Source organism: Pseudomonas sp. PvP089, from assembly GCF_017875165.1.
Taxonomy (GTDB): Bacteria; Pseudomonadota; Gammaproteobacteria; order Pseudomonadales; family Pseudomonadaceae; genus Aquipseudomonas; species Aquipseudomonas fortuita.
On sequence record NZ_JAGGME010000001.1, the window covers coordinates 5,315,133 to 5,332,249 of the forward strand.

The following is a 17,117-nucleotide window of genomic DNA, read 5'->3' on the forward strand; positions in this document are numbered from 1 at the left end:
TGCTACTCCGCGCTGATGGCGCTAAGGCGGTGACGCAGGGTCAGATACCGCCGGCAGTGAGCTTTTCCGGGTCCAGCAGCGCTTGCAGCTGGTCACGCGAAAGATCGGTGTGCGCCAACGCCACCTCGATGATCGGGCGGCCCTGCTTGTAGGCGGTCTTGGCGATTTCGGCGGCCTTGAGGTAACCAATGATCGGGTTCAGCGCAGTGACCAGGATCGGGTTGCGCGCCAGGGCTTCCTTGAGCTTGTCCTCGTTGACCTTGAAGCTGGCGATGGCCTTGTCGGCCAGCAAGCGGCTGACGTTGGCCATCAGCTCGATGCTCTCCAACAGGTTGCGGGCGATCACCGGCAGCATCACGTTCAGCTCGAAATTGCCGGACTGGCCAGCAACAGCGATGGTCGCGTCGTTACCGATCACCTGGGCAGCAACCATGGCAGTGGCCTCCGGGATCACCGGGTTGACCTTACCAGGCATGATCGAAGAGCCCGGCTGCAAGCCTTGCAGCTCGATTTCGCCCAGGCCGGCCAGTGGGCCGGAGTTCATCCAGCGCAGGTCGTTGGCGATCTTCATCAGTGCCACGGCCGTGGTCTTGAGCTGGCCAGACAGCGCCACGGCGGTGTCCTGCGAGCCGATCAGGGCGAACAGGTTCTGCCCCGGGGTAAACTCGACCTGGGTCAGGCCGCTGAGCTGCCGGGCAAAGCCGGCAGCGAACTGAGGGTGGGCATTGATGCCGGTACCCACGGCGGTACCGCCCTGGGCCAGCGCCTGCAGGCTTGGCAAGGTGGCTTCGATGTGCCCCTTGGCACCGTTGATCTGCGCCGCCCAGCCGTCCAGCACTTGGCTCATGCGTACCGGCATGGCGTCCATCAAGTGGGTGCGACCCGTTTTCACATACTGATGCACTTGCGCCGACTTGGTCTCGATCACCTGTACCAGGTGGCTCAGCGCCGGCAGCAGTTGCTCGTGCAAGGCCAGTGCAGCACTGACATGAATGGTGGTGGGGATGATGTCGTTGCTGCTCTGGCCACAGTTGACGTGGTCGTTGGCGTTGACAGCGTCACCCAGCACGCGGCTGGCCAAGGTGGCAATCACCTCGTTGGCGTTCATGTTCGAGCTTGTGCCAGAGCCGGTCTGGAACACATCCACCGGGAAGTGCTGGATGAAGTCCTCCGCCAAGAGTTGCTCGACAGCCTTGACGATGGCCTGGCCCTGCGCCGCAGACAGTTGTTCCAGATCGACGTTGGCCTTGGCGGCGGCAGCCTTGGCCAGCAACAGGGCACGAATGAACTGGGCCGGCATGCGCAGGCCACTGACCGGGAAGTTGTCGACCGCGCGCTGGGTCTGTGCACCGTACAAGGCCTTGGCCGGCACCTGCAGCTCACCCATGCTGTCACGCTCGATACGGGTATCACTCATCATCAAATCCTTGCATCAATTCATCGGGAGAAAGGGAGGGCAGCAGACGGCAATTGGCCAACTGCAGGGCGTAGGGCTGCCAGCGCTGGTTTTCTTCGTGGCGATCGAGGTTGCGCAACACCAGCAGGGGGCGCCAGGCCTGATCCAGGCACAGGCAACGCCAGTGCCAGGGCAGCATGCGGTCGCAGGCGGTATCCAGCAGCAGGCGGAAGGAGGTCAATGCCACCGTCCATGGCGAGGTCTCGGTGCAGCACACCAGATAGCGGCCTTCGGCCAGGTAATGCTCGATCAGGCGCGGCTCGTCGGGCTCGAGCGCACAGCGAATGCGCCGGCTGAGCCAGCGCCAGTTTTCCAGGTAGGGGAGTTCGCGCAGGACGGGTTTCATGAACATCATCGCCGGGTTACTGGATAATGATATTCATTATTAGGTGATAAACAGAATCACTTCAAGGGAAAGGTGATGAAAAAAAACCCGGCGCAGGGGCCGGGTTTTCAGTGACATTGAAATTTCTGCTAAAGATCAGCTACCCGCAACAGTCATCCGCTCAATCAATACCGAGCCCGTATGGATATTGCTACGGGTCTCAAGATCGCTACCAATCGCGACAATCTGCTGGAACATATCCTTCATATTGCCGGCAATGGTCACTTCCTGCACAGCGTGCTGAATCTCGCCATTTTCGACCCAGAAGCCTGCCGCACCACGGGAGTAATCACCCGTCACCATGTTAAGGCCATGCCCCATCAATTCGGTCACCAGCAGCCCGCGGCCCATACGGCGGATCAGTGCGGCCTGGTCTTCGACACCGTGAGTGACGAACAGATTGTGCACACCACCGGCGTTGGCTGTGCTTGGCAAGCCCAGCTTACGCCCGGAATAGGTACCCAGCAGGTAAGACACCAGCTCGCCCTTGTCGACGAACGGCTTGGCATAGGTCGCCAGGCCATCACCGTCAAACGCCGCGCTGCCCAGTGCCCGTGGAATGTGAGGGCGCTCGTCGAGGGTCAGCCAGGTGGGGAACAGGCGTTGACCAATGGTGCCTTCAAGGAACGACGACTTGCGGTAGAGATTGCCGCCGGAAATGGCCGAGAGGAAGCTGCCGAACAGGCCACCCGCCAGTTCGGCGGAAAACAGCACCGGTACTTCGCAAGTCGGTACCGGACGCGCGCCCAAGCGGCTGGCTGCGCGCTGGGCCGCGCGTACGCCGATGCTGCGCGGGTCGGCCAGCAGGTTGCCCTGGCGGTTCACGTCGTACCAGTAGTCACGCTGCATCTGGCCGTCGCCTTCAGCGATCATCACACAGCTCAGGCTGTGCCGGGTCGAAGCATAACTGCCAATGAAGCCATGGCTGTTGCCATACACGCGGCAGCCCTGGTGGGTATTGAGTGTGGTGCCGTCGGCGTTGAGGATGCGCGGGTCCTCATCGAACGCCGCCGCTTCGCAGGCCAGGGCCATCTCGATGGCCCTTTCGGGCTCGATAGCCCAGTCGTGATAGAGGTCCAGGTCCGGGATTTCACGGGCCATCAGCGCCGCGTCGGCCAGGCCGGAGCAATCGTCCTCGGACGTATGTTTGGCAATGGCCAAGGCTGCCGCAACGGTCTCACGGATCGCCTCCGGGCCACTGGCCGAGGTGCTGGCCGAGCCTTTGCGCTGGCCAACATAAAGGGTGATACCAAAGCCCTGGTCGCGGTTGAACTCAACTGTTTCAACCTCGCGCTGGCGTACTGTGGTGGACAGGCCCTGCTCCAGCGATACCGCCACTTCGCAGGCGCTGGCCCCCTGGCGGCGCGCCTCGGCAATGATTGCCTCGACCTGCTCCTGCAATGCTGGCAGGTCTTTCGGACCTACGCTCTGGACTGCACTCATGGTTCTCTCCACTCAAATTCTGCGTACGGCTTGGGGTCATTCTACGACCGGGCCGGACAAGCGGCCCCCGACTGGTTATCATGGCGGCGATTTCTAGCGGACTGCCACCATGGTTGATTCAAACAACGACGCCTTCGACGGCGAAAAAAGCAAAACCCAGATCAAGCGCGAACTGCATGAGCTGGTCGAACTCGGCGAGCGCCTTACCACGCTCAAAGCCGATACCCTGGCCCGCCTGCCGTTGACCGACGAGCTGCGCAAGGCCCTGGCCGAGGCCAGCAAGCACACCGCTCATGGCGCCCGCAAACGCCATATGTCGTTTGTCGGCAAGCTGATGCGCGTGCAGGACCTGGATGCCATCCACGCCTTGCTTGAGCAGATGGACAGCTCGACCCGCCAGTACAACGAGCGCTTCCACGGCCTGGAGCGCTGGCGCGACCGGTTGATCGACGGCAACGACGAAGACCTTGAGCGCTTCGTCAACGAGTACCCCGACACCGACCGCCAGCAGCTGCGCTCGCTGGTGCGCCATGCCCAGCACGAGAAGGCCCGCAACAAGCCGCCTGCCGCCGCACGCAAGGTGTTCAAGTACATCCGCGACCTCGACGAGCTGCAACGCGGCTTGCGCTGACGGATTGCTCTGGGGCCCTGTGGGAGCTGGCTTGCCCCGCGAACACCGGCAAAGCCGGTGTCAGCCACCATTATGTGGCCTTCTTCGCGGGGCAAGCCCGCTCCCACAAAAGCCCCCGAAGCTATCAAGCCCCGGTCCCACCCACGGTAATCGCATCCAGCTTCAAGGTAGGCTGCCCTACCCCGACCGGCACCGACTGCCCGTCCTTGCCGCACGTCCCTACTCCGCTGTCCAGCGCCAGGTCGTTACCGACCATCGACACCCGGCTCATCGCCTCCGGCCCATTGCCGATCAGGGTCGCGCCCTTCACCGGGGCGGTAATCTTGCCGTCTTCGATCAGGTAGGCCTCACTGGTCGAAAACACGAACTTGCCACTGGTGATGTCCACCTGACCACCACCCAGGCTGGCGCAGTAGATACCTTTTTTCACCGACGCGATGATTTCCTGAGGGTCGCTTTGCCCTGCTCGCATGTAGGTGTTGGTCATGCGCGGCATCGGCAGGTGCGCGTAGGATTCACGGCGGCCGTTGCCGGTGACCGCCATACCCATCAGGCGTGCGTTGAGCTTGTCCTGCATGTAACCCTTGAGCACACCGTTCTCGATCAGCGTGGTGCATTCGGTCGGGGTGCCCTCATCATCTACGCTCAGCGAGCCACGGCGGCCTTCGAGCGTGCCATCGTCAACGATGGTGCACAGGCTCGATGCCACTTTCTCGCCAATGCGGCCGCTGAACGCCGAACTGCCCTTGCGGTTGAAGTCACCTTCCAGGCCATGGCCCACCGCCTCGTGCAGCAACACGCCCGACCAGCCCGAACCCAGCACCACCGGCAAGGTGCCGGCAGGTGCCGGGATCGCCTCCAGGTTCACCAGCGCCTGGCGCAATGCCTCGCGGGCATAGCCCATCACCCGTTCCTCGGTGAAGAAGCGGTAGTCGGTACGCCCGCCACCGCCCTGCCCGCCGCGCTCGCGGCGGCCGTTCTGCTCGACGATGACGCTGACGTTGAAGCGCACCAACGGGCGCACGTCGGCGGCCAGGCTGCCATCGGCCGCAGCGATCAGGATGCGCTCCCAGACCCCGGCCATGCTTACGCTGACCTGCTGGATGCGCGGGTCCAGGGCGCGGGTGGCAGCATCGACACGCTTGAGCAGCTCAACCTTCTCGGCACGGCTCAGTACATCCAGCGGATTGTCTGCGCCATACAGGGCGGTCACTTCCTGGCTGCGGAAGGCCTGGACCGTGCCGTTCTGCCCGGCCCGGGAAATGGAACGGGCGGCGCGTGCAGCCGAGGTCAACGCCTCGAGGTTGATCGCATTGCTATAGGCGAAGCCGGTCTTTTCACCGGACTGGGCACGTACGCCCACGCCCTGGTCCAGGTTGAAGCTGCCCTCTTTGACGATGCCGTCTTCCAGTGCCCAGGTTTCCGAGATCTGACCCTGGAAATACAGGTCGGCGGCGTCGATGCCGGGGCCGGCCAACTCACCCAGCACGCTCTGCAGGCTGTCCAGGGTCAAGCCGCCTGGGGCCAGGAGCTGCTCGCTGACGGTGGATAACATCTGGCTCATAGTCACTCCGAGGTATGCGCAGGTCGCAACGCGCCCTGCGAGAAAAAGCGCCGGTGCGTTACCACCGGCATGCGCGCCCGGATGGACGCTTGTTCATCAATGTTGCGCTCGGCAAGCAGCACCGCTTCGCCTTGCGCCTGCTCTACGACGATGCGCCCCCAAGGGTCGACGATCGCCGCATGGCCATGGGTTTCCCGTGGGCCTGGGTGGGTGCCGCCCTGTGCAGCAGCCAGCAGGTAACACTGGGTTTCGATCGCGCGGGCGCGTATCAGCACTTCCCAATGTGCCGCGCCTGTAACGGCAGTAAAAGCCGCTGGTGCAGTGATCAGTTCGGCGCCAGCGGCGCGCAGTGCGCTGTACAGCTCGGGGAATCGCAAGTCGTAGCATACGCTCAGCCCCAACCGCCCAACCGGCGTGTCCGCCACGACCACCTGGGTGCCATGGGCGTAGTCATCCGACTCACGGTACCGACCGCGGTTGTCGACAACGTCCACGTCGAACAGGTGCAGCTTGTCATACCGTGCCGCCACCTCGCCGTGCTCGTCGATCAGCAGCGAGCAGGCATGAGCCTTGGCCTCGGGCTGGCCGACCGGCGGCAAGGGCAAAGTACCGGCGACAATCCATAACTTGAGGTCGCGGGCGGTGCGTTTCAACCATGGCAGGATCGGCCCTTCACCCAATGCTTCGGCGCGGCCGATGGCAGCGGCGTCCTTGCGGCCCATGGCGGCGAAGTTTTCCGGCAGCACCGCCAGCCGTGCGCCGCCAAAGGCGGCCTGCTCCAACAGAACACCGGCACGCTGCAGGTTGGCCAGCACATCATCCTGGCTGACCATCTGGATTACCGCTGCCTTCATGGGCACTCCTAGCGGGATTTCTCGAAAGGTTTCACAAATGTGATTCTAGGCTCTTTCCACGGCCCTTCTACACGGTAGTGCACGCTGGCAAAGCGCGAGACACGGTCACCGATCAACCGGTCGACCAGGAACAGCGCGCCGCCCACGGCCGGCGCGCCGATAATCAGTGCCGCCAGCGGCAGGTTGTTGGTGACCGGCAAGCTCACCTGCAGGTTGGCATCGACCCGGTCGCGTACCATGTCCAGCGTGCCCTCCAGTTCGAAGTTGCTCGACGGGCCAGTCACACTGATCGGCTCGCGGGTCACATAGACACCATCACTGGCCACCAGCAGGCCTTTGACCCGGTCATAGGCCAGGCCCTTTTCGAACAAGTCGGAGAAGTCCAGGCGCAGACGCCGGCCGATGGAGTTGAAGTTGAGCAGGCCGAACACGCGCAGTGCCTGTGCGCCGCCCTCGACTTCAACGAACTGGCCGGTGCGCAGTGCTGCGTCCATGCTGCCAGAGAACCGCTTCAGGCCCACCGCAGCAGGCGACCCGGGCCAGCGGCCGTCCACATCCAGGCGGAAGTCACGGCTGGTCACGGTAGGGGCGAAGCCCCAGGCTTTGAGCACATCCCCCAGGTTCTTGCCGTCCAGGCGCCCTTTGTACCAACTGCTGGTACGGCCTTGCGCGCCCTCCCAGCCACCACCACCGTCGATGCGCAGCCCTTTGAAGTCAAGGTCGATGTCGCTGGCGGTCACGCCGCGCGTTGTCGGTCGCAATTTGATCGCCGCGCTGCCGAACAGGTCGTCGCCGCGGTAGAGCTTGTCGATGCTCAGGTCCAGCGCCGGCACCTTGCGCGGGTCGAACGAGGCCAAGGGGTCCGGGCCGTCTTCGGCCTCAGCCTGGGCAGGGTCGGCAGCGGGCAGACGCAGCGTCTGCATGCGCACGACCATGGGCGCACCCTTGGCATCCGGCACCCGAGCGTTGCCAATCACTTCCCTGCTGTCGAGGCGCAGGTCCCAGGCCGCACCGCCACGGGCCATGCGTACCACGGCCTGGTTCAGGTCCATGCCGAAGGCCTTCAGCTGACCAATGCTCAAGTCGACACTTTGCAGGTTCTGTCGCGCGCTCCCCCCCGGGTCGTCGCCAGCAAGACGGGCCGCCTGTTCCTGCCAGGGTGCCAGGTCCAGCGACTCCAGGCGACCGCGCACGCGCAAGCCCTGGCCAGCGGGCAGCTGGGCGTCACCGGTGCCAAGCAACAACTCACCACGGCCCTGGGCCAGCTTGTCGGCCGGTGCGGCGTAGGCAAAGCGTGCAAGGTCGGTGTACGCCGCATCGAAACGCCGCTCCTGGCCCTGCAGGCTCATACTGAACCGGCTGTCGCGAGAGTCTGCAGCAGCTTTGCCGAAGGGTGCCGGCAGGTCGATGGCCAAGCCCTTGAGGGTGGAGTTGACGCTCAGCCGGTTATCCCGGCTACCCAGGCTGAGCTGCAACTGGTAAGGGATGTCGCCGGATGCTGGCAAGGCCTGCTTGAACTGCAGCCAGTCGGTCAGTGCCTTCAGCGATACCTGGCCATTGGCGTCGATGCGCGTCTGCATCTGCCCCGGCTGGCCTTCGGCGGTAATTTGCGCCGTCACCGGCTTGCCGAACGCCTGCAGGCTGATGCCTTTGCCACTCAGACCCTTGTCAAAATCGAAGCTGAAGTCACCCTTCAAGCGGCTCAATTCCAGGCTCGACGGGGCCACTTTCAGGCGCGCATCGCGGGTGGCGAAGTCCACCTGGACCTTCGGCCGCTCTCCGTGGGCCAGCGGGATGTCGAGCTTGAGCTTGCCCTGCAACGGCCCTTCGCCCTCCCAGCCGGCGAAGATTTCGCCCGTGCCGATCGGCGCTTCCTTGAGTATTTTCAGGCCATCGCCCAGGCTGCCGTCGAAGTCGCCATCCAGGTAAAGACGGCTGTGCTGGTCACCCTCGACATGCGGAATATCGACGCTGACATCACTCACCTTGGTGTCGAGCAACACGCCACGCTGAGCCTTGATGCGCACCCCGCTGTCTTCGATGAACACATCGCCATCGACGTGCTGCACCTGCGGCCAGCCAGGCTGGAAGTCCAAGGCTGCGTCTCGCACCTTGAAAAACAGGCTGATGCTGCGAGCCTCTGGCGCGGCGCCGTGGTTCAGCGAGCCCTGGTACTGGAAGTAGCCTTCATCCACCGTGCCTTTGACGATGGCGCTGCGCAGCCATTCGTCGAGGGCCGGACTTAGCACTTCAGGCAGGTACTTGGCGGTGTAGCGGCCATCGCCCTCGGTCAGGCCGACACGCAGGTCCATGTAGTCCTCGCGGCCTTCTTCGAACAACAGGCGAATAAGGAAGTCACCGGCAATCTTGCCCTCCTCGCCCAGTACCTTGAGGTAAGGCGCAACGAGGGTAAAGCCTTCCTTGTCCAGCGCCCAGGTCAGGCGCGCATTGGCTTGCTGGTAGTGCCACGGTTTGGCGAAGATCGGGTACAGGTGCAGCATGAACGCATCGGTATCCAGGCGCAGTTCACCATGCCCCAGGTCGCCGCTGATGCTGCCACTGACGTTACCGGCCGCCGGGGCACCGTGGTATGCATTGAAACCGATCTTCTCCAGGTTGGCGTCGAACAGAAGGCGTTGGTCACCCTCGGCCTTGGGCCGGGCCTCCAGCCGTACATTGCGCAACGCGCCGGTTACCTTCAGGCCATCGACCACGGCCATGACATTGTCAGGCAGCGGTGCCAGCGCGTCGATCAGCGGGGTCAAGGGCGTAAGGTGGAGCCGGTCGGCCTGCAGCTTCCAGCTTTCATCGGCAGCGTTCTCGCCAGGGCGCTGCTGCAACTGCAGGTGCGACTCCCAACGGGTCTTGCCGATGTCCATGGCCAGGGAGTCGACAACTACATCAAAGCCTTGAGCCTGACGCTGGAACCAGGCGCCCAAGGCCAGGTTGTTCAGTGTCGCGGCCTTGCGCCCGGCATAACCGCCCTGCAGCTCTGGTGCGTTGAGCCGCACCACTGCCTGCTGCAATTGCCCTTTGCGCCAGTCGACCCAGAACTCGCCGCCCGCTCGCAGCGTGTCGGCATACCACTGCCCCAGCAGCCGCGGGGGCAACCATCGCGCCCAGTCACTCTGCGGGAGGCTCAGGTAGGCATTTACCTGGCCGTCACGCCAGGCCTCGGCCGACATACGGCTACGCAGGTTCAGCGCCAAGGGCTGGCCATCGGGCAGGGTTGCACGCAGGTTCACAACCTGGCGCGAAGCACCTGCCTGCAGCCCGGCGCTCACATACGTCAGGGTAAGCGGGTCACGCTGCCACGGGTGCAAAGTGACCTGGCTGTCGAACACATCAATGCGGCCCAACTGGCGCAGGCGCTGCAGCAGTTCGGCGGGATCAAGTGGCGCATCGTCCTTCTTCGGCAGGCCTTCAAGGTGCCAGGCACCCTGCTCGTTCTCGCGCAGGATCAGTTGCAGGCCGCCCAGCTGTATTCGCGCCAAACGCACTTCGCGGGCAGTGAGGCTGGCCCAGACATCGGGAACCACCTTTACCTCGTCCAGGCGCAGCGCCGTTGCACCTTCACCCAGTTGCAGGTCACGTACCCGCAACACCGGCGCCAGGCCGCTCCAGCGCCCTTCCAGGGCACCGACATGCACCGGCAGGCCCAATGCCTCTTCGGCTTTGCGCTCCACATCGGCACGGTACTCGGCCACCAGCGGCACCAACTCGCGGCCGAGGCTGACATACAGCGCCACCAATACCGCCAGCAGGGCGCAAAAGCCCAGCCCCCAGCGGGTCAAGGCGACAAGAACGCGGGTCAGACGTCCCATGGCCATGGCCCTCCAAGTCGTTTATCCATGATGGCCGGTAGTGGCGATTTTGCCAGCCCGGCCATCCAGCGGCGCGTTCGAGAAGACCTCAGAGCAGCACCACGTCGTATTGTTCCTGCGAATACATCGACTCGACCTGGAAGCGAATGGTTCGACCGATAAAGGCTTCCAGTTCTGCCACGTTGCCGGACTCCTCATCCAGCAGGCGGTCGACCACCTTCTGGTTGGCCAGCACGCGGTAGCCCTCGGCCTGATAGGCACGGGCCTCGCGCAGGATCTCGCGGAAAATTTCGTAACAGATGGTCTCGGGGGTTTTCAGCTTGCCACGGCCCTGGCAGGCCAGGCACGGCTCGCACAACACCTGCTCCAGGCTTTCACGGGTGCGCTTGCGGGTCATCTGCACCAGGCCCAGTTCGGTGATGCCGATGATGTTGGTCTTTGCGTGGTCCCGTTCCAGCTGCTTTTCCAGTGTGCGCAGCACCTGGCGCTGGTGTTCTTCATCTTCCATGTCGATGAAGTCGATGATGATGATGCCGCCGATATTGCGCAGGCGCAGCTGCCGGGCGATGGCGGTGGCAGCCTCCAGGTTGGTCTTGAAGATGGTCTCTTCAAGGTTGCGATGGCCAACGAATGCACCGGTGTTCACGTCAATGGTGGTCATCGCTTCGGCCGGGTCGACTACCAGATAGCCGCCGGACTTGAGCGGGACCTTGCGCTCCAGCGCGCGCTGGATTTCATCTTCGACACCATACAAGTCAAAGATGGGCCGTTCACCAGGGTAGTGTTCAAGGCGGTCGGCGATCTCCGGCATCAGTTCGCCGACAAACTGCGTGGTCTTCTGGAAGGTTTCACGCGAGTCGATGCGGATCTTCTCGATCTTCGGGTTGACCAGGTCACGCAGGGTACGCAGGGCGAGGCCAAGGTCCTCGTAGATGACCATGGGGGCGCCGCAGGTCTTGATCTGCGAGCCAATCTGCTCCCACAGGCGACGCAGGTACCGGATGTCCTGCAAGATCTCTTCGGCACGCGCGCCTTCGGCGGCGGTGCGCAGGATGAAGCCGCCGGCATCCTTGATGTTTTCGCTTTCCATACAGTTGCTGACCACCTGCTTCAGGCGGTCCCGCTCGGCTTCGTCTTCGATCTTAAGCGAAATGCCGACATGACTGCTGCGCGGCATGTACACCAGGTAGCGCGAAGGGATCGACAGCTGGGTGGTCAGGCGCGCACCTTTGGTACCGATCGGGTCCTTGGTCACCTGCACCACAAGGGCCTGCCCTTCATGCACCAGTGCAGTGATGGTCTCGACTGCCGAGCCTTCACGCTGGGAGATCTCCGAGGCATGGATGAACGCGGCACGCTCCAGGCCGATGTCGACGAAGGCCGCCTGCATGCCCGGCAGCACACGCACCACCTTGCCCTTGTAGATATTGCCGACGATGCCACGGCGCTGGGTGCGCTCGACGTGCACTTCCTGCAGTACCCCGTTTTCCACCACCGCCACGCGTGACTCCATCGGGGTGATGTTGATCAGGATCTCTTCACTCATGGCCGGCTCTCGTCAAAGGTCTTTTGTAATGATGGATGGCGTACGCCGTGCTGGCTACCGCGGGTTTGTTACCTCTGGCGTATGCACGGGCGATTGCCAACAGGCGATACCAAACGTGCCAAGCAACTCGGCCGTCTCACTGAGGGGCAGGCCTACCACGGCCGAATAACTGCCGCCAAGGCCGGTGACGAACACTGCGCCCAGGCCCTGGATGGCGTAGCCACCTGCCTTGTCCACAGGCTCACCGCTGGCCCAGTAGCGTTGCGCTTCATCGGCGCTGATGGCCCGGAAGCGCACCTTGCTGGTGACGCACAGGCTTTGCGTAAGCAGCCCATTGCTGAGGGCAACCGCAGTCAATACCTGGTGCTCGCGGCCCGACAGGTCGGCCAGCATGGCCAGGGCCTCTTCGCGGTTTTCCGGCTTGCCCAGAATACGCCCGTCGAGCACTACGGCAGTGTCTGCCCCCAGCACCACTGCCGGGCCCTCGACACGGGCCAGACCGGCAGCAGCCTTGGCCCGGGCCAGGCGCTCAACGTAGGCCGGGGCGTTTTCACCGGGCAGCGGGGTTTCATCGATGGGCGCACTGACGACAGTGAAGGGCACACCGATCTGGGTCAGCAATTCGCGACGGCGGGGCGAGCCAGAGGCCAGGTATAGCGGGTTCATGCAGACATCTCCCTGTCAGTTGCGGCGTCGCCGTCAGTTGATATGCAAGCGTCGGCGCAGGTCGCGCAGGGCGAAACTGATCCATGGCCAGAGCAAGGCACTGATTACCGCCGACCAGACCAGCGCCAGGGTCGGCAGGCGGTTGCCGGTCAGCGCGCTGAGCCACAACTGGATGAGTTGGGCAATGCCGAATATGACCAGGATCACCAGGCTCTGCTGCCACATGGGGAACATGCGCAGGCGCTGCTGCAGGGACAGCACCAGGAAGGTGATGAGGGTGAGGATCAATGCGTTCTGCCCCAGCAGAGTACCGTATAACACGTCCTCGGCCAGGCCCAGCACGAATGCCGTGGTCATACCGACCTTGCCCGGCACCGCCAGGGTCCAGAACGACACCAGCAAAGCCAGCCACATGGGGCGGAACACTTCCATGAACTGCGGCATGGGCGAGACGCTGAGCAGCAGGCCGATGGCGAAAGTCAGCCAGATGACCCAGCCGTTGTTGCGGCGTGAAGCAGCCATCATTGTCTCCGGGTGTTAGCGGGTGCGGCAGGCGCTGCGGCAGGCGTGGCAGGGGTAGCTGCCGGGGCTGCTGGCTGGGCGGCCGGCGCTGCGGGTGTGGCTGGCGCCACAGGCGTATTGCTGGCTGGTGTGCCCTGCTCACCTGTGCTGGCCGGTTGGCCGAGGGCCGAGGTGCCCTTGCGGTCCGCCTCTTCCTGGGCGATGGCGGCGTCGGTAGCACGCTGCTCCGGGGTACGCCGGTCACTGAATACCAGCAGCATGTAGCGGCTGCGGTTGAGCGCGGCAGTGGGGATGGCGCGCACGATGGCGAAAGGCTGCCCGGAATCGTGGATCACCTCGTTGACCGTCGCCACCGGGTAGCCGGCCGGGAACCGTTGGCCCATGCCGGAGCTGACCAACAGGTCGCCTTCCTTCACGTCGGCGGTGTCGGCCACATGGCGCAGTTCAAGGCGCTCCGGGTTACCGGTGCCACTGGCGATGGCACGCAGGCCGTTGCGGTTGACCTGCACCGGGATGCTATGGGTGGTATCGGTCAGCAGCAGCACCCGCGAGGTGTAGGGCATCAACTCGACTACCTGGCCCATCAGGCCGCGCGCATCGAGTACCGGCTGGCCAAGGAACACGCCGTCACGCTCGCCCTTGTTGATCAGTATGCGGTGGGTGAACGGGTTGGGGTCGACACCGATCAGCTCGGCCACTTCGACTTTTTCGTTGACCAGCGCCGAAGAGTTCAGCAATTCACGCAGGCGCACGTTCTGCTCGGTCAGGGCTGCCAGCTTCTGCAGGCGCCCCTGCAACAGCAGCGCTTCGGTCTTGAGCTTTTCGTTTTCGGCAATCAACTCGGTGCGGCTGCCGAACTGGCCGGCCACGCCTTGCCACGCACGTTGCGGCAGGTCGGTGATCCAGTACGACTCCATCAGCACCAGCCCCATCTGGCTGCGCACGGGCTTGAGCACGTCAAAGCGCGCGTCGACAACCATCAACGCGACCGACATTACCACCAGAACGAGCAGGCGAACGCCCAGCGAAGGGCCCTTGGAGAAAAGCGGTTTAATGGGCCGTTCCTCGTGGACGACTCAGGAGGTCATTGGACATGGGACAACGCACCAGCCTGGTTGCGGGTTGACGGATACGGCGCCCTTAACGGGCGCCAGCCCAGCACATACAGGTAGCACTGTGCGTAGTACCTGTAAACCGGGCGCTCGTGAACAGCGAGTGGGATCACTCGCTGGAGAGCAGGTCCATCGCGTGCTTGTCCATCATCTCCAGGGCGCGACCGCCGCCACGGGCGACACAGGTCAGCGGGTCCTCGGCGACGATTACCGGCAGGCCGGTTTCCTGGGCCAGCAGTTTGTCGAGGTCGCGCAGCAGCGCACCACCACCGGTCAGCACCAGGCCACGTTCGGCGATGTCCGAAGCCAGTTCGGGCGGCGATTGCTCCAGGGCGCTCTTCACGGCCTGGACAATGGTCGCCAGCGATTCCTGCAACGCTTCGAGCACTTCGTTGGAGTTAAGGGTGAAGGCACGCGGTACGCCCTCGGCCAGGTTGCGGCCACGCACATCGACTTCGCGTACCTCGCCGCCCGGGTAGGCGGTACCGATTTCCTGCTTGATGCGCTCGGCAGTGGACTCGCCGATCAGGCTGCCGTAGTTGCGGCGCACGTAGGTGACGATGGCCTCGTCAAAGCGGTCGCCGCCAACGCGGACGGATTCGGCATAGACCACGCCGTTCAGGGAGATCAGCGCGATTTCAGTGGTACCACCACCGATATCGACGACCATCGAACCGCGGGCCTCTTCAACCGGCAAGCCAGCACCGATGGCAGCAGCCATCGGTTCTTCGATCAGGAACACTTCACGGGCACCGGCACCCAGGGCCGACTCGCGAATGGCGCGGCGCTCTACCTGGGTCGACTTGCACGGTACGCAGATCAGCACGCGCGGGCTTGGCTGCAGGAAGCTGTTCTCGTGAACCTTGTTGATAAAATACTGCAACATTTTTTCGCAAACGCTGAAGTCGGCGATGACGCCGTCCTTCATCGGACGAATGGCAGCAATGTTGCCAGGCGTACGGCCCAGCATGCGTTTGGCTTCGGTACCGACGGCGACGACGCTTTTCTGATTGCCATGGGTACGGATGGCAACAACCGAGGGCTCATTCAGGACGATACCGCGCTCACGCACGTAAATAAGGGTGTTGGCAGTACCCAGGTCGATGGAAAGATCGCTGGAAAACATGCCACGCAGTTTCTTGAACATGGGAAAGTGACCCTGGGGAAAGCGTGGGTAAAAAAGTGCGGCAAACTCTAACAATGGCAGGGATTTTGGGCAAGGAGCCAATATGTTAAATTGGCTGTTTTTCCGAGCACGCCAGCCGATGATCGCGGCCGTTGGACCGCCAGAAAGCTGACATGTTCCTCACCGCGGACCCAAATTCCGTTCTTTGTTTCCCTTGGAGATCCTCATGGCGCTTGAACGCTGCGACGTGGAAAAGATCGCCCATCTGGCCCGTCTGGGGCTGAATGATGGCGAACTGCCACGCATTACCGAAGCCCTGAACAGCATCCTCGGGCTGGTCGACCAGATGCAAGCGGTCGATACCACTGGCATCGAGCCCCTGGCCCACCCGCTGGAAGCCAGCCAGCGCCTGCGCCCCGACCAGGTCACCGAAAGCAACCAGCGCGATGCCTACCAGGCTATCGCGCCCTCGACCGAAAGCGGTCTGTACCTGGTTCCCAAAGTCATCGAGTAAGGGATAGAGCCTGCCATGCATCAATTGACCCTGGCCGAGATCGCCCGCGGACTCGCCGACAAGTCGTTTTCCTCCGAAGAGCTGACTGGCGCCCTGTTGGCGCGCGTCAAGCAACTCGACCCGCAGATCAACAGCTTCATCAGCGTCACCGAAGACCTGGCCCTGGGCCAGGCGCGTGCCGCCGACGCCCGTCGCGCCGCAGGCGAAACCGGCGCGCTGCTGGGTGCGCCCATCGCCCACAAGGACCTGTTCTGCACCAACGGCGTACGCACCAGTTGCGGCTCGAAGATGCTCGACAACTTCAAGGCACCCTACGACGCCACCGTGGTCGCCAAGCTGGCTGAAGCCGGCATGGTCACCCTGGGCAAAACCAACATGGACGAGTTCGCCATGGGTTCGGCCAACGAATCCAGCCACTACGGCGCGGTGAAAAACCCGTGGAACCTCGAACACGTCCCGGGCGGTTCGTCGGGCGGTTCGGCCGCTGCCGTGGCCGCGCGCCTGCTGCCAGCCACCACCGGCACTGACACCGGCGGCTCGATCCGCCAGCCGGCAGCACTGACCAACCTCACCGGCCTCAAGCCGACGTACGGTCGTGTGTCGCGCTGGGGCATGATCGCCTACGCCTCCAGCCTCGACCAGGGCGGCCCGCTGGCCCGCACCGCCGAAGACTGCGCCCTGCTGCTGCAAGGCATGGCCGGTTTCGACGCCAAGGATTCCACCAGCATCGAAGAGCCGGTGCCGGACTACAGCGCCAACCTGAACGCTTCGCTGCAGGGCCTGCGCATCGGCCTGCCAAAAGAGTACTTCGGGGCCGGCCTCGATCCACGTATCGCCGAGCTGGTCCAGGCCAGCGTCAAAGAGCTGGAAAAGCTCGGCGCGGTGGTCAAGGAAATCAGCCTGCCGAACATGCAGCACGCCATCCCGGCCTACTACGTGATCGCCCCGGCGGAGGCCTCATCCAACCTGTCGCGCTTCGACGGCGTGCGCTTCGGTTACCGCTGCGAAGCGCCGAAAGACCTCACCGACCTGTACAAGCGGTCCCGTGGCGAAGGCTTCGGCGTTGAAGTGCAGCGCCGCATCATGGTCGGCACCTACGCCCTGTCGGCCGGCTACTACGACGCCTACTACGTGAAGGCGCAGCAGATCCGCCGCCTGATCAAGAACGACTTCATGGCCGCTTTCAACGATGTCGACCTGATCCTCGGCCCGACCACGCCAAACCCGGCCTGGAAGCTTGGCGCCAAGAGCAGCGACCCGGTCGCCGCCTACCTCGAGGACGTCTACACCATCACCGCCAACCTGGCGGGCCTGCCGGGCCTGTCGATGCCGGCTGGCTTCGTCGACGGCCTGCCGGTCGGCGTGCAGCTGCTGGCGCCGTATTTCCAGGAAGGCCGCCTGCTCAACGTCGCGCACCGCTACCAGCAAGTGACCGACTGGCACACCCGTGCCCCCAACGGCTTCTGAGGAGTTC

At 63.6% G+C, this 17,117-nt stretch carries 14 protein-coding genes; 3 read left to right on the top strand and 11 right to left on the bottom strand.

Annotated elements, in window-relative coordinates:
* Positions 1-40 precede the first annotated feature (40 nt).
* The 3 genes from J3A71_RS24285 to pmbA all read right to left on the bottom strand — a co-directional run bounded on the left by J3A71_RS24285 (position 41) and on the right by pmbA (position 3,284).
* Positions 41-1,417 (bottom strand): class II fumarate hydratase, encoded by a 1,377-nt coding sequence (locus tag J3A71_RS24285; RefSeq protein ID WP_209953385.1) that lies wholly within the window; start codon positions 1,415-1,417, stop codon positions 41-43.
* Entirely contained in the window at positions 1,410-1,811 is a 402-nt protein-coding gene (locus J3A71_RS24290) for a hypothetical protein (protein ID WP_016485029.1), read from the bottom strand. Before J3A71_RS24290 ends, J3A71_RS24285 begins: the two co-directional genes overlap by 8 nt.
* Before the next feature lie 126 nt (positions 1,812-1,937).
* Positions 1,938-3,284, bottom strand: a complete 1,347-nt coding sequence (gene pmbA / locus J3A71_RS24295; RefSeq protein WP_060517609.1) for a metalloprotease PmbA — start codon at positions 3,282-3,284, stop codon at positions 1,938-1,940.
* Positions 3,285-3,393: 109 nt separating this feature from the next.
* Between pmbA and yjgA the strand changes: the two genes are divergently transcribed.
* Positions 3,394-3,915: a ribosome biogenesis factor YjgA gene (gene yjgA, locus J3A71_RS24300; RefSeq protein WP_016485027.1), complete on the top strand. Its 522-nt coding sequence runs from the start codon at positions 3,394-3,396 to the stop codon at positions 3,913-3,915.
* A gap of 124 nt (positions 3,916-4,039) precedes the next feature.
* On the opposite strand, the gene tldD is transcribed toward yjgA, so the two are convergent.
* The 8 genes from tldD to mreB all read right to left on the bottom strand — a co-directional run bounded on the left by tldD (position 4,040) and on the right by mreB (position 15,150).
* Positions 4,040-5,479, bottom strand: a complete 1,440-nt coding sequence (gene tldD / locus J3A71_RS24305) for a metalloprotease TldD (protein ID WP_016485026.1) — start codon at positions 5,477-5,479, stop codon at positions 4,040-4,042.
* 2 nt (positions 5,480-5,481) lie between these two features.
* Positions 5,482-6,333 (bottom strand): carbon-nitrogen hydrolase family protein, encoded by an 852-nt coding sequence (locus tag J3A71_RS24310; protein ID WP_060517611.1) that lies wholly within the window; start codon positions 6,331-6,333, stop codon positions 5,482-5,484.
* An 8-nt stretch (positions 6,334-6,341) separates the two neighbouring features.
* On the bottom strand, positions 6,342-10,163 hold the full coding sequence (locus J3A71_RS24315) for a YhdP family protein (RefSeq protein ID WP_209953393.1): 3,822 nt from the start codon (positions 10,161-10,163) through the stop codon (positions 6,342-6,344).
* 82 nt (positions 10,164-10,245) lie between these two features.
* Positions 10,246-11,703, bottom strand: coding sequence for a ribonuclease G (rng, locus tag J3A71_RS24320; protein ID WP_016485023.1), 1,458 nt, complete (start codon positions 11,701-11,703; stop codon positions 10,246-10,248).
* 54 nt (positions 11,704-11,757) lie between these two features.
* The gene (locus J3A71_RS24325) at positions 11,758-12,369 is read right to left on the bottom strand and encodes a Maf family protein (protein WP_016485022.1); all 612 of its coding nucleotides are present in this window, start codon (positions 12,367-12,369) and stop codon (positions 11,758-11,760) included.
* A gap of 33 nt (positions 12,370-12,402) precedes the next feature.
* Positions 12,403-12,891 (bottom strand): rod shape-determining protein MreD, encoded by a 489-nt coding sequence (gene mreD / locus J3A71_RS24330; protein ID WP_016485021.1) that lies wholly within the window; start codon positions 12,889-12,891, stop codon positions 12,403-12,405.
* Positions 12,891-13,946 (bottom strand): rod shape-determining protein MreC, encoded by a 1,056-nt coding sequence (gene mreC, locus J3A71_RS24335; protein WP_096425612.1) that lies wholly within the window; start codon positions 13,944-13,946, stop codon positions 12,891-12,893. The genes mreD and mreC overlap by 1 nt, the downstream gene beginning before the upstream one ends.
* 166 nt (positions 13,947-14,112) lie before the next feature.
* A complete protein-coding gene (gene mreB / locus J3A71_RS24340; RefSeq protein WP_003255163.1) occupies positions 14,113-15,150 on the bottom strand; it encodes a rod shape-determining protein MreB in 1,038 nt (345 codons plus the stop codon).
* A 205-nt stretch (positions 15,151-15,355) separates the two neighbouring features.
* On the opposite strand from mreB, the gene gatC reads away from it, so the two are divergent.
* Both gatC and gatA read left to right on the top strand, forming a co-directional pair.
* Complete coding sequence (gene gatC / locus J3A71_RS24345; RefSeq protein WP_016485019.1) at positions 15,356-15,643, top strand: Asp-tRNA(Asn)/Glu-tRNA(Gln) amidotransferase subunit GatC; 288 nt, start codon at positions 15,356-15,358, stop codon at positions 15,641-15,643.
* Between the two features lie 15 nt (positions 15,644-15,658).
* Complete coding sequence (gene gatA / locus J3A71_RS24350) at positions 15,659-17,110, top strand: Asp-tRNA(Asn)/Glu-tRNA(Gln) amidotransferase subunit GatA (protein WP_209953400.1); 1,452 nt, start codon at positions 15,659-15,661, stop codon at positions 17,108-17,110.
* The last annotated feature ends 7 nt before the right edge of the window (positions 17,111-17,117 follow it).

What these genes read in the sequence shown, in the direction of transcription:
- J3A71_RS24285 (WP_209953385.1), bottom strand. Translation starts at nt 1,417, where the DNA reads ATGAGTGATACCCGTATCGAGCGTGACAGCATGGGTGAGCTGCAGGTG.
- J3A71_RS24290 (WP_016485029.1), bottom strand. Translation starts at nt 1,811, where the DNA reads ATGATGTTCATGAAACCCGTCCTGCGCGAACTCCCCTACCTGGAAAAC.
- pmbA (WP_060517609.1), bottom strand. Translation starts at nt 3,284, where the DNA reads ATGAGTGCAGTCCAGAGCGTAGGTCCGAAAGACCTGCCAGCATTGCAG.
- yjgA (WP_016485027.1), top strand. Translation starts at nt 3,394, where the DNA reads ATGGTTGATTCAAACAACGACGCCTTCGACGGCGAAAAAAGCAAAACC.
- tldD (WP_016485026.1), bottom strand. Translation starts at nt 5,479, where the DNA reads ATGAGCCAGATGTTATCCACCGTCAGCGAGCAGCTCCTGGCCCCAGGC.
- J3A71_RS24310 (WP_060517611.1), bottom strand. Translation starts at nt 6,333, where the DNA reads ATGAAGGCAGCGGTAATCCAGATGGTCAGCCAGGATGATGTGCTGGCC.
- J3A71_RS24315 (WP_209953393.1), bottom strand. Translation starts at nt 10,163, where the DNA reads ATGGCCATGGGACGTCTGACCCGCGTTCTTGTCGCCTTGACCCGCTGG.
- rng (WP_016485023.1), bottom strand. Translation starts at nt 11,703, where the DNA reads ATGAGTGAAGAGATCCTGATCAACATCACCCCGATGGAGTCACGCGTG.
- J3A71_RS24325 (WP_016485022.1), bottom strand. Translation starts at nt 12,369, where the DNA reads ATGAACCCGCTATACCTGGCCTCTGGCTCGCCCCGCCGTCGCGAATTG.
- mreD (WP_016485021.1), bottom strand. Translation starts at nt 12,891, where the DNA reads ATGGCTGCTTCACGCCGCAACAACGGCTGGGTCATCTGGCTGACTTTC.
- mreB (WP_003255163.1), bottom strand. Translation starts at nt 15,150, where the DNA reads ATGTTCAAGAAACTGCGTGGCATGTTTTCCAGCGATCTTTCCATCGAC.
- gatC (WP_016485019.1), top strand. Translation starts at nt 15,356, where the DNA reads ATGGCGCTTGAACGCTGCGACGTGGAAAAGATCGCCCATCTGGCCCGT.
- gatA (WP_209953400.1), top strand. Translation starts at nt 15,659, where the DNA reads ATGCATCAATTGACCCTGGCCGAGATCGCCCGCGGACTCGCCGACAAG.